The sequence below is a fragment of the Streptococcus sp. 27098_8_148 genome (assembly GCF_041432105.1).
Classification (GTDB): domain Bacteria; phylum Bacillota; class Bacilli; order Lactobacillales; family Streptococcaceae; genus Streptococcus; species Streptococcus parasanguinis_AE.
Genome location: NZ_JAPVYY010000011.1, coordinates 36876 through 48780, shown reverse-complemented (window position 1 = coordinate 48780; position 11905 = coordinate 36876). Strand labels below are relative to the sequence as shown.

15 protein-coding genes are annotated in these 11905 nt (G+C 43.2%); 11 read left to right on the top strand and 4 right to left on the bottom strand.

From position 1 onward, the window contains the following. Nucleotides 1-55 precede the first annotated feature (55 nt). Both rnjA and O3646_RS08915 read right to left on the bottom strand, forming a co-directional pair. Nucleotides 56-1738 carry a ribonuclease J1 gene (rnjA, locus tag O3646_RS08920; RefSeq protein ID WP_003003107.1) on the bottom strand — a complete coding sequence of 561 codons (1683 nt, stop codon included), beginning with the start codon at nucleotides 1736-1738 and terminating at the stop codon, nucleotides 56-58. Nucleotides 1739-1741: 3 nt separating this feature from the next. Further along, nucleotides 1742-1972, bottom strand: coding sequence for a DNA-directed RNA polymerase subunit epsilon (locus O3646_RS08915; RefSeq protein WP_003008866.1), 231 nt, complete (start codon nucleotides 1970-1972; stop codon nucleotides 1742-1744). A gap of 292 nt (nucleotides 1973-2264) precedes the next feature. On the opposite strand from O3646_RS08915, the gene tsaB reads away from it, so the two are divergent. From tsaB to O3646_RS08875, 8 genes are all read left to right on the top strand, one after another. After that, nucleotides 2265-2948, top strand: coding sequence for a tRNA (adenosine(37)-N6)-threonylcarbamoyltransferase complex dimerization subunit type 1 TsaB (tsaB, locus tag O3646_RS08910; protein ID WP_155170271.1), 684 nt, complete (start codon nucleotides 2265-2267; stop codon nucleotides 2946-2948). Continuing rightward, on the top strand, nucleotides 2945-3385 hold the full coding sequence (gene rimI, locus O3646_RS08905; protein WP_155170335.1) for a ribosomal protein S18-alanine N-acetyltransferase: 441 nt from the start codon (nucleotides 2945-2947) through the stop codon (nucleotides 3383-3385). Before tsaB ends, rimI begins: the two co-directional genes overlap by 4 nt. Then, nucleotides 3375-4385 carry a tRNA (adenosine(37)-N6)-threonylcarbamoyltransferase complex transferase subunit TsaD gene (gene tsaD, locus O3646_RS08900; protein WP_118396417.1) on the top strand — a complete coding sequence of 337 codons (1011 nt, stop codon included), beginning with the start codon at nucleotides 3375-3377 and terminating at the stop codon, nucleotides 4383-4385. The genes rimI and tsaD overlap by 11 nt, the downstream gene beginning before the upstream one ends. 153 nt (nucleotides 4386-4538) lie before the next feature. Further along, entirely contained in the window at nucleotides 4539-5207 is a 669-nt protein-coding gene (locus O3646_RS08895) for a DUF443 family protein (protein WP_155170270.1), read from the top strand. A 33-nt stretch (nucleotides 5208-5240) separates the two neighbouring features. Continuing rightward, nucleotides 5241-5798, top strand: a complete 558-nt coding sequence (locus tag O3646_RS08890) for a hypothetical protein (protein ID WP_371610791.1) — start codon at nucleotides 5241-5243, stop codon at nucleotides 5796-5798. Between the two features lie 109 nt (nucleotides 5799-5907). Then, on the top strand, nucleotides 5908-6603 hold the full coding sequence (locus O3646_RS08885) for an AzlC family ABC transporter permease (RefSeq protein WP_003003018.1): 696 nt from the start codon (nucleotides 5908-5910) through the stop codon (nucleotides 6601-6603). Then, nucleotides 6590-6916: an AzlD domain-containing protein gene (locus O3646_RS08880; protein ID WP_037608111.1), complete on the top strand. Its 327-nt coding sequence runs from the start codon at nucleotides 6590-6592 to the stop codon at nucleotides 6914-6916. The genes O3646_RS08885 and O3646_RS08880 overlap by 14 nt, the downstream gene beginning before the upstream one ends. A 102-nt stretch (nucleotides 6917-7018) precedes the next feature. Beyond that, complete coding sequence (locus O3646_RS08875) at nucleotides 7019-7681, top strand: hypothetical protein (protein ID WP_155170266.1); 663 nt, start codon at nucleotides 7019-7021, stop codon at nucleotides 7679-7681. Nucleotides 7682-7725: 44 nt separating this feature from the next. Here the strand turns inward: O3646_RS08875 and gla are convergent, their stop codons facing one another. Continuing rightward, entirely contained in the window at nucleotides 7726-8598 is an 873-nt protein-coding gene (gene gla, locus O3646_RS08870) for an aquaglyceroporin Gla (protein WP_155170263.1), read from the bottom strand. Between the two features lie 121 nt (nucleotides 8599-8719). Beyond that, entirely contained in the window at nucleotides 8720-9892 is a 1173-nt protein-coding gene (locus O3646_RS08865; protein ID WP_155170261.1) for an NAD(P)/FAD-dependent oxidoreductase, read from the bottom strand. A 236-nt stretch (nucleotides 9893-10128) separates the two neighbouring features. Here O3646_RS08865 and O3646_RS08860 point away from each other — a divergent pair, with 236 nt between their 5' ends. The 3 genes from O3646_RS08860 to O3646_RS08850 all read left to right on the top strand — a co-directional run bounded on the left by O3646_RS08860 (nucleotide 10129) and on the right by O3646_RS08850 (nucleotide 11678). Continuing rightward, entirely contained in the window at nucleotides 10129-10509 is a 381-nt protein-coding gene (locus tag O3646_RS08860) for a CidA/LrgA family protein (protein WP_041818372.1), read from the top strand. After that, nucleotides 10502-11197: an LrgB family protein gene (locus O3646_RS08855; protein ID WP_155170259.1), complete on the top strand. Its 696-nt coding sequence runs from the start codon at nucleotides 10502-10504 to the stop codon at nucleotides 11195-11197. Before O3646_RS08860 ends, O3646_RS08855 begins: the two co-directional genes overlap by 8 nt. A gap of 181 nt (nucleotides 11198-11378) precedes the next feature. Continuing rightward, complete coding sequence (locus O3646_RS08850) at nucleotides 11379-11678, top strand: YbaB/EbfC family nucleoid-associated protein (protein ID WP_003005613.1); 300 nt, start codon at nucleotides 11379-11381, stop codon at nucleotides 11676-11678. Nucleotides 11679-11905 lie beyond the last annotated feature (227 nt).

Below are 11905 nucleotides of genomic sequence, written 5' to 3'. Positions count from 1 at the left end.
CCTCAAAAGGTCACTATAAAACCAGTCGAAACAGTGGTCTCAACTGGTTGTTTTTTTAATTTTCGTCATCTGGTGTGAGAATCATTGGGATAATGATAGGTTCACGTTCCGTGCTCTCGTATAAGAATGGGCGAAGGGCATTAACAATCGCACCATTGACGGTTTGGATATTGGCATCTTTGTTCTTCAAGGCGATGCGAATTGCATTGAAGAGGATGCGTTGGCTTTCACGAATCAGATCTCCTGATTCACGCATGTAGATAAAACCACGGCTCAAGATGTCTGGTCCAGCCAGGATCATCTTCGATTTGAAGTCAACAGTCGCAACAGCAAGCACAACACCGTCTTCAGAAAGGTCTCTCCGGTCACGAAGGACAGCAGCCCCGATTTCACCGATGCGGTTTCCATCGACATAGATATCTTGAGCATTGAAGCTTCCTGCGATCCGAGCAGAGTTGGCTGTAAGAGCGAGGACATCACCATTACTCATGATGAAGATATTGTCTTTTTCCACTCCGCAATCACGCGCAAGTCCTGCGTGGATCTTCTGCATCCGGTATTCACCATGGACAGGCATGAAGTATTTTGGTTTGATCAAGCGGAGCATGAGTTTTTGTTCTTGTTGCCCCCCGTGTCCAGAAGTATGGATGTTGTTGATCTTTCCGTGAATGACCTCTACACCCGCTTCAGAAATCGTATTGATCAATTTATTCACACTGGTTGTATTTCCAGGAATTGGACTAGAAGAGAAGATCACGGTATCTCCTGGTTGGAGTTGCACTTGGCGGTGCGTTCCGTTGGCAATCCGAGAGAGGGCTGCCATTGGCTCCCCTTGGCTTCCTGTACACATGATCAGGATCTCATTGGCCGCATAGTCTTTGATCTCATTTGGCTCGATAATGGTTCCAGCAGGGACCTTGATGTAGCCAAGCTCAATTCCGTTGACGATGGCTTTTTCCATCGAGCGTCCAAAGACGACGATCTTGCGACCGGTCTTGACAGCAGCCTCAGCAGCTTGTTGGAGACGGAAGATATTTGAAGCAAAGGAAGCAAAGATGATGCGCCCGTGGATCCCTTCGATGATCTTCATGATGGATTGGCCAACCACTTTTTCAGAGTTGGTAAAGGTTGGAATTTCCGCGTTGGTTGAGTCTGAGAGCAGACAGAGAACGCCTTCTTCTCCAAGAGCTGCCATGCGATGGAGGTCAGCTGGTTCCCCAACAGGTGTGAAGTCAAACTTGAAGTCTCCGGTACAGACAATCTTTCCTTGAGGGGTGTGAATCACAATTCCCAAAGGTTCTGGAATCGAGTGAGTCGTACGGAAGAAGGTTGCTTTAAGATTTTTAAATTGAAGCTCAGTGTTTTGGTTGATTTCGTAGAGTTTGGCATCACGAAGAAGGCCATGCTCTTCTAATTTTCCACGGATTAAGGCAAGCGCCAAAGGTCCAGCATAGATAGGGACATTGGCTTGCTTCAAAAGGAAAGGAATCCCACCAATGTGGTCTTCGTGCCCGTGGGTAATGAGGACCGCTTTGACGCGATCGATATTGTCAACGATATAAGAGTAATCTGGGATTACATAGTCGATCCCAAGGAGGTCATCTTCTGGAAATTTGATCCCGGCATCGACAATGATGATTTCATCTTGGTATTCGATCCCGTAGGTATTTTTTCCGATTTCTCCAAGTCCACCAATGGCAAATACACCAACTTCTTCAGGTTTTAAGGTATAAGCCATGGATTAGTACTCCGTTAGTTCAAAAGCACCTGACTCTTTCTCGTAAGCAAGGTGTTGCTCAGAAAGTGGTGTGATAAATTCAATGTTGAAATCTGTGTTTGCTTCAACCAATTGACGTGCTTGGATGCGTCCTTCGCGTTCGTTTGGTGCATCAATATCGAGATAAAGTGCATGCGTTGTTTCACGACGAGGGTTGCGGTCTTTTGTTTCCTGATAAAAAACTTTGTAAATCATGAAGTAATTTTCCTTTCATTATTTCGGTCCATTTGTTAGCTGCGGAGGAGTGCAATCACTAGAGTTTCCTACTCGCAACCAGTGGACCTGATTCGATACAATTAATTATCATTATATCATAAATTCGCCTGTAAGTAAAAGATAGACTGGAAAAGTCAGAGAGGCAAAGACCTATAATAGAGAAGCTTTTGAGCGGTTTTGGATAGGAAAATCCTGCGCTCTAGAGGAGAGTTTCGCTGGGATTTGAAGGGAATTTGTAGTATAATATAATCCAGTTCAAGAGGAGTAGGAAATGAAATTATTAGCATTTGATACCTCGAGTAAGGCTCTTTCTGTAGCGATTTTAGAAGATGAGACTCTACTTGCAGAAACAACATTAACCATTAAAAAGAATCATAGTATCACCTTGATGCCGGTCATCGATTTTTTGATGCAACAAATTGACTTGACACCCAAGGACTTGGATCGTATCGTGGTGGCAGAAGGTCCTGGGAGCTACACTGGGCTGCGCATTGCGGTCGCAACCGCAAAGACCTTGGCTCATACCTTAGGGATTGAGTTGGTCGGGGTTTCGAGCCTCTTAGCCCTAGTGCCAGATGATCTAGAAGGTTTGGTAGTTCCTGTCATGGATGCCCGTCGAAACAACGTTTATGCAGGTTTTTACCAAGAAGATCAGCTGGTTGCACCAGAAGGGCATTTTCCATTTGAGGAAGTCCTAGATCGTGCAGCAACAAGTGAGCAGGTCACTTTTGTCGGAGAAATCACTCCCTTTAAGGAGCAGATTGCCTCTAGCCTGCCAAGGGCTACTTACTATGAAACCCTGCCAAATGCAGTCAAAATCGGATGTCTCGGCCTCAAACAAGCGCCTGCAAGCCTCCATGATTTTGTCCCTAATTATCTCAAACGGGTCGAAGCAGAGGAAAATTGGCTCAAAGACCACACGGAAACAACGACCTCCTACATCAAGCGTTTATGATCAAAGTAGAAATCAAAAAGGGGCGAATTCAGGATGCAGCCGCTATTCTCTCTGTGATGGAAGATGTCTATACCCACAGCCCCTGGAAGTTGGAGCAGATCCAAGCTGATTTAGAGCAGGCATCAAGTACTTATTTCATAGCCCTGGATGAGGAGCGGCAAGTCCTTGGGTTTGTCGCCATTCAAGAGACTCTCTATGAAGCAGAGGTCTTGCAGATTGCGGTCAAGCGCGCTTTTCAGGGCCGAGGCCTAGCCCAGCAGTTACTCGCGCAGCTGCCGGACCAAAAAGAGATTTTCTTAGAAGTGCGCGTGTCCAATCAACCGGCCCAAGGCCTATACAAAAAAATGCACTTTGAAGAAATTGCACGGAGGAAAAACTACTATCACGATCCGATAGAGGATGCCGTGATCATGAAGAGGAACCCGAATGAAAGATAGATATATTTTGGCTTTTGAGACATCGTGTGATGAGACCAGCGTGGCTGTCTTGAAAAATGACGACCAACTTTTGTCCAATGTCATTGCCAGTCAAATCGAAAGTCACAAGCGTTTTGGTGGAGTGGTGCCTGAGGTAGCCTCCCGTCACCATGTAGAAGTCATCACCGCTTGTATTGAAGAAGCCCTAGAAGAAGCAGGGATCACAGAAGACGAGGTCACTGCTGTAGCCGTTACTTACGGCCCAGGCCTGGTTGGGGCTCTTTTAGTCGGCTTGGCTGCAGCTAAGGCCTTTGCCTGGGCGCACGGCCTTCCTTTGATTCCTGTCAATCATATGGCGGGGCACTTGATGGCTGCTCAAAGCGTGGAGCCCTTAGAGTTTCCGCTCTTAGCCTTGCTGGTGAGTGGAGGACATACAGAGCTGGTCTACGTCAGTGAAGCAGGAGATTATAAGATCGTCGGAGAGACCCGTGATGACGCTGTAGGAGAGGCTTATGACAAGGTCGGGCGCGTGATGGGCTTGACCTATCCAGCAGGACGTGAAATTGATCAGCTGGCCCACCAAGGATCTGATATCTACGATTTCCCACGGGCCATGATCAAGGAAGACAATCTGGAATTTTCTTTTTCAGGGCTTAAGTCGGCCTTTATCAATTTGCACCATAATGCCCAGCAAAAAGGAGAAAGCCTTTCCAATGCGGACTTGTCAGCGAGTTTCCAAGCAGCCGTTTTAGACATTCTCATGGCCAAGACCAAAAAGGCTTTGGAGAAATATCCGGTCAAGACTCTAGTCGTCGCTGGTGGGGTCGCAGCCAACCAAGGTCTCCGTGAACGCTTGGCTTCTGACATCACGGATGTTAAGGTCATCATTCCGCCTCTGCGTCTCTGCGGGGACAATGCAGGGATGATTGCCTATGCCAGCGTTAGTGAATGGAACAAAGAAAACTTCGCAGGCTGGGACCTCAATGCCAAACCAAGTCTGGCCTTTGAAGGAATCGAATAAGTGGACACAAGCCATTTGGATGAAGGCATCCAGATGGCTTTTTGTTGGAATCTCACCAACTAGTAAGGGATTTGCGATTAGCAAGAAAATTCGGTATGATAGAGGGAATAAAACTGAGGTGGGAGTAAGGCGAAACGAAAGGAAGTCAATAGGATGTTAGAATATAAGGAAACAAGTATCTTCTGTCACCAATTGGTAGAATATGATGGTAAACATTTTATTTTGGATGCTAGTACTATGAAGCCCAAGCTCTATTATTGGGGGTTGCCAACGGAAACTATCACTGTTGAGATGATGGAAGTAGATAAAAATGTTACAATTCCAGGTACACCGATCAATAAAATAAAAGGAGGGACAGCAGCCATTATAGTCCAGCCATTTGTTGGAGTGGTTTATAGACTCTTAGAAAATCTATTCAGTGAGTATGCTATTAGTCAGCAAATTTTTCTAAAGATAGTCTTATTCATGGTTGCCATGCTTATATCATTTGCGCTCTTTCGATTTTCTCTAGAAAAGGCTCGTAAAAAGGTTAAGACTCTATTTCCTACAGCGACTAAGAGATACAGGGTGACTTTCAAGCCGATACCAGAAAGAAAGCAAATTTTTGATACCCATCTATTAAATGTTGTCTTACTGGCCTGTTTAGCCATGTATTTATTCATCAATAATGGAACAGAAGGGATCTTTTTGGTGATAGGCGGTATTCTTACGGCTTTTCTATTGACCTTTGAATTTGGTAAAGTCCCAGTTCTTTTAGGAGCTAAAACAGGGAATTTAAGGCTTGATAGTGTAGAAGAGATAATCATTGAAAAAAGTAATTAGAATTGAATGAATAAGAAAAAAAGAGTAGAAACGATGAAAAAAACGATCGTTTTGATTGTAGCGCTTCTATCATTAACAGCATGCGCCCAGTCTCGACAGGAATCAAAAGATTCTTCGCCAAGCAAAACGGAGCAGATCTCAAAAGAGTCTTCAACTGTTAAAAATGAAAAAGGCTTGCAGTTTGTGGTGGGACCACAGTATGAAGGAAAAGAATCAAATGTAATTGAATTAGGGAAGAAATTAACCAAGGAACATCCAGAACTTGGAAATCAAGGAAGCCTATCGATCAACTTTACTGGAGCAACTTTTTCATCAAATCAACAAGAATATGCTGTTTTTCTATTGATTAACAAAGCTGGATTTCAAATTGATAAGGATTTTGAGTTTTCATTGAATTGGAAATATGATGGGCAATTCATATATCAAAATAAACGGATTGGCTATAAAATTAGTGACAGTGGAGCATTGCCGGATCAATCTGCTACGATTTTGACCTTGCCAATATCAAGCGAGCAAAAACAAATTGTCGAGACCATGACACAAGAAGAAAAGATGTCATTAGAGATATCAGATTTAAAAGTAAATAAGTAGGTAGAGATAGGAGTATAATGAGAGGTTATCTTTTCTATACCAGATCTCGTTTTTCAACCTTTTTTCTTGTGTTATAATAGAGGTCAATGATTTGGAAAGGAGTAAGAGAGTGGAAAAAGATTTTTGGCAGGGGGTGAGGGACGCGCTACCGACGGCTTTGGGCTATATCAGTATTGGCCTGGCTTGTGGTGTGGTGGCGTCTCCCTATCTTTCTCCTTTAGAGATGGCCTTGATGAGTGTATTGGTCTATGCTGGGGCGGCCCAGTTTGCGATGATCTCTCTGATTGCGGCCCATTCTTCGATCTTGAATATGGCCTTGACGGTGTGTTTGATCAATCTCCGGAATATGTTGATGAGTCTGCATACGTCGTCTGACTTTAAGGATGCTAGTCTCGCTCATACCATTGGGATTGGTAGTCTCCTGACTGATGAGAGTTATGGGGTCTACTTGAGTGAGAAATTAAAGACGGACACCATTACAGTTCCTTGGATGCATGGGAACAATCTAGTAGGCTATGTGGCCTGGATCAGTGCGACGGTTATCGGAACAGCTCTAGGATCTCTCCTACCTGATCCAAAGGCTTTTGGGCTTGATTTTGCTTTGGTGGCTATGTTTATTGGGATTTTTGCAGCCCAGTTTCAAGGAATGCAACTGACAGAAAAGACCAAAACCATGCTCATGGTGCTGTTAGCAGTAGCAGTGAGTTTCTTTCTCTTACTCTTTTTTGTTTCGCAACCGCTAGCTGTGCTAGCTGCGACCTTGATCGGCTGTTTTGTGGGGGTGGTCTGTGATGCGCGTGAATAGTTATATCTTCATGGCCATTCTGGCCTCAGCCCTCGTTACCTGGATTCCTCGGATCTTGCCCTTCCTCTTAGTCAAATACAAGGGACTACCGGCTCCTGTAACCCGCTTTCTCAAATACCTGCCCATTTCCATTATCTTTGCCTTGGTTTTATCAAGCTTAGTAGATGGAAAAATTGGAAGTCTCCCGCAGCTCCACTGGTTGGACCTAGTGGTGACCATTCCCAGTCTCTTTGTAGCCTTTCGTTACAAAAACCTTATGGGAACCGTTTTGTTTGGAATTGTCTTGATCGCCCTATTACGATTGGTATTTTAAATGTAAAAATATGTTACAAAAAAATTACAATTGTTACAAAAAAACTTGATTTTTGTAACAATTGGAGTATAATGGGAGTCAGAAAGATAAAGAGGTGATCGTATGAAAAAATCAATCTTCCGTTGGAGTGCCGCTGTTCTGGTGGCTGCTTCACTTGGTCTAGCTCTCGGTGGTTGTGGTGCAAAGGATAAAAAGACAGCTTCCTCATCCGCAAAAGTATCTACCAGCAAGGTAGAGAAAAAAGCCAAAAGTAATAGCAAAAAGAGTGCAGCATCTTCCTCTCAGGCAAACGATACAGCTAGCTCTTCGACTCAAGCCAGTAGCGCGACAGCTTCAAAAGACTCTGGTAAGACCGAGAATGCGTCTACTACGACGCAAGCTACTGTCCCTGCAGAATTGGTGGGAACTTGGGTAGGATCTAGTCCACAAGCGGATGCGATTAAAATGACTGTGGATGCCAATGGAAATGTGACAACAGTGGTTAGTTTCAAAAATGATAGCGAACCAACTCGGACAGCGACCTATACAGCAAGAGCCGTCCAAGCAACAGGCAATATCTACTATTGGGATTCAGAAGGATTGGATGGGGCTGATGCCTTGCTTCCAGGGATCACAGGTCTGGGTGTCGCTGACTTCCGACTCGAACCTGGTTTTATCTTGGAAGAAGGACACTATACACCGATTGTTTTCACAACGGCTACCAATACACCATTTGACTACAACAAATACAATGATTTCCGTTTTTCATTAACCAAAGAACAATAAAAAGACGAACTCGATGGAAAATCGAGTTCGTTTTTTTAGATAGATTAACGAAGATAGATAACTTTGAACAATAATACAGCTAAGATAGCAGCAAGAATTGGGGCTACAACTGGTACCCAAGCATACCACCATTTAGAATCCCCTTTGTGTTCTCCCAAGATAGACTTTGGAAGGAAGGCATGGACCAAACGAGGACCAAAGTCACGTGCAGGGTTCAAACCAGGTCCAGTAGGACCTCCAAGTGACGTAACAAGAGCCATAACAAGGAAACCAAGAGCCAAGTGAGCAATTCCTAAACCTGAAGCGTGTGCTTGTGATAAAGCCAATTTTGCTGCTGATGTGGTAGCATCAAAGACGCCTCCTTGTTCAGCAGCAGCTTTTTGAGCAAGACCTGCAACCTCTGCACCAAAGAAATGTTTCGTCAAGCCGAGGGCACCAAAGAAAAGGACGAAAGATCCAGCAAACTCGTTGATGAAGCCATTAATGGTAGCAGCCTTACGTGATTCAGGAGTTCCTTTATCCAAACTAGAAATCGTTGAAAATGTTCCTAAGATGTTGTTAGGATTTTCAGTTTGGATGTAGTATGGACGGTGAGTCGCAACGACAACCAATTGTCCAAACATAGCTCCAAGAAGTTGAGCAGCGATGTATGGTAAAACATTTGCCCATGGGAAGAGTCCGCTGACCGCAAGTCCAAGAGTAAAGGCAGGGTTAATGTGGTTTCCTGAAACATTACCGAACATCAAGGCTGGAATCATTACTCCCATCCCATATCCGATCGCAATGACAAGCCAACCGCTTTGATGACCTTTAGTTCCTTTTAATTCGACGTTTGCAACTGCACCATTTCCGAGGATAAGTAGCAAAGCCGTTCCAATAAACTCTGAAAAGAGTTTAACACTAAAATCAAAATCCATGATTCTAATAATCTCCTTTATAAATTTTATACCAATCCATTCTATCAAGTAAATACTAACTTGTAAAGAATTTTTAAAAATTTTATTTCAATAGATGAAGAATAAAGTTAGTAAATTCCTATTAGTAATGAGGGCTCCCTGCTACCCAACCGGTACAGAGGGCGGATGTGATATTAAAACCGCCTGTATGGGCATTGATATCGAGGACCTCACCTGCAAAGTGGAGTCCAGAAACTAGCTTACTCTCCAGGGTTTTAGGATTGATTTCTTTGAGGCTGACGCCACCCTTGGTCACAAAGGATTTGGCTAGAGACATCTTCCCAGTGACGGGGATAGGCATCTCTTTGATCTTTTGGATGAGCTCTTCTGTCTGGGGAGGAGTGAGTTGCTTGGCTTTTTCAGGGAATCCTTGCGCCAAGAAATCAGCTAATCGTTCAGGAAGCAGGGCTTTGAGGCTATTTTTAATGGCCTTTTCTCGATGCTCTTCTAGAAAGTCTTTTAACTCTTGAGAAGAGGTAGTCGGAAGGAGGTCCAGAGATAAGATTTCCCCACCTTTAACAAAGCTAGACATCCGAAGGGCTGCAGGACCAGAGAGTCCAAAATGGGTAAAGAGAAGGTCGTGTGTGATGATGTGTTTGCCGTAGCTGAGGGTCACATCTGTCAGAGAGATCCCTTGGAGGGCCTTGTGTGGAAAATCTGTCAAAAGAGGACTTTCTGCCGCTTCTAGATCCGTAATGCTATGTTTGAAGTGGCGGGCGATTTCGTGTCCGTAACCAGTAGAGCCGGTAGAAGGGTAGGATTTGCCTCCAGTCGTAACGATCAGCTTATCGGCTGTCCAAGTGTTTTCAGCTGATTTGACGATGAAGACGTCTTCTGGCTTGGTGACAGAGACCACTTCACAGTTGGTGGCAATACTAGCACCTAGCTCAAGGATCTTATTTTCTAAAGCTTGAATAATGGTGCGAGATTGATCACTAACAGGAAAGACCCGACCATGGTCTTCGACTTTCAGCTTGACCCCATTATCGGTGAAAAATTGGATGATATCATGATTATCAAATTGGGAAAACACACTGTAAAGGAAACGGCCATTTCCAGGGATACCGGCCATCAAATCGTCTAAGGTCCCGTTGTTTGTGACATTACAGCGGCCTCCTCCGGTACCAGCGAGTTTCTTGCCCAGCTTTTTATTTTTTTCGATCAGTAGCGTAGGTTGGCCATAAGATGCGCTGGCAATGGTCGCCATCATACCTGCTGGGCCACCACCGATGACAATGGTATGAAAATGAGTCATGTAGATCCTTTCATGTTAACTTAACCGTTTTTGGTTTCATTGTATCATAAAATGGATGTCATGAATCAAAATAGTAGCTTCAATTTTTGGTAATTTGTTTTATTTTTTTAGAAAAAAGCTTGCAAATTTTCCGAAAAGGAGTAAACTGATAGGGATAAATGGATGTTTACTTCTAAGTAAGCAGAATCGAGGATACGAATCCTTATTGGAAATGATCCATAAAAAGGGAGATGAAGATGAAATTATATGTACAACTGACGATTATATTCACGATTTCATTAATTGGTGAAATCATTTCGGATGGGTTGCACTTACCAATTCCTGGAAGTATGATCGGGCTGTTGATCCTATTTTTATTATTACAGTTTAAGTTACTACGCATGCGCCACGTCAATATGGTAGGAAATTTTTTATTAGCAAACATGACGATTCTGTTTCTTCCCCCTGCTGTCGGTATTATGGATAAGTTTCATGTGATTGCACCTTATCTGTTTCCAATCATGTTGATTCTAGTTGGAGCCTTGGTCATCAATGTGGCTTTAATTGCAATTGTGGTTAGTTTTATAAAAAATCGTTTTGAAGGTGATTATCCAGAAGGGGGACGCAAGCATGGCTAATTTTGCGGGTAATCCTTTATTTGGGATTGTCTTATCTATTTGGGCTTATTTGATTGGAATGTTAATCTTCCGCAGGTATCCCCATCCTATAACAACGCCACTTTTAGTGGCTACAGTAATCGTTATCTTATTCTTAATGATTACAGGAATTTCTTATAAAGATTACTATGTCGGTGGTTCCCTGTTAAATCAGTTGATTGGACCATCGACAGTCGCCTTGGGAATTCCTCTCTATAAAAGTTTCCATTTGATGAAGCATCATGCACGGAGTATTTTGATCGGCTCAACAGTAGCGGTTATTGTGAATACGATTTTTACAGCCTTGATTGCGAAAGCATTTGGGATGAAGTATTTTCTAGCTATTTCACTCTTTCCAAAATCGGTTACGACTGCAATGGCAGTTGGGATTACTGAAAAAATGCAAGGAATTACGACCATCACTCTTGTGGTAGTTGTAGCAACTGGATTATTAACAAGTGTCTTGGGCCCAACGATATTGAAAATGTTAAAAATAAAAGATCCAGTAGCTATTGGGTTAGCCCTTGGAGGAACTGGACATGCAGTAGGAACAGGGACAGCGTTTAAGTATGGTCATGTGGCCGGTGCTATGGCAGGATTGGCAATTGGGATCACAGGAATTTTGTATGTATTCATTAGTCCAATTGTGGCTTCGATGATTTTATCCTAATACAATTTATTATTTTTCTGAGAGAGGCTCAAAAAGGCTCTCTTTCATTTTGTAGTGAAAGCTTAAAAATCCATCCGGAGTGAAAGAAGCTTTTCATGATTACTATCCAAAGCTTTTCCAAGCGTCTAAAAAATGGTATAATGAACTGTAAATTTCAGAAGTTGGAAGGAATGTCATTACTATGATGAATATGCAAAATATGATGAAGCAAGCTCAAAAATTGCAAAAGCAAATGGAGCAAAGCCAAGCGGAATTAGCCGCAACTCAATTTGTAGGGAAATCTGCTCAAGACCTGGTTGTTGCAACTCTTACAGGTGATAAGAAGGTTGTCTCCATCGATTTCAACGCCGCAGTGGTCGACCCAGAAGATACAGAAACTCTTTCTGATATGACGGTGCAAGCCATCAATGCTGCCATTGAAGAAATTGATGCGGCAACCAAGAAAAAACTCGGTGCTTTCGCAGGGAAATTGCCATTTTAAGCTAAGGAAGTTTTCATTAATTCAAAAGAGGCTCAGTTTTGAGCCTCTTTCAGATTGAAGACAAAGTCATATTAAAAACTTTCCTTAGGTGAGTACGGACGTTAGGTGAAATTATCCAGTGGATGATTTCAGCAATCCAGGAAGTTCCAAGACTAATTATTGAGCCTAAGGTCTCAATAATTCCGAGTGCCTGAAACGTTATTGTTTCAGGCACTTTTCTCACTGCG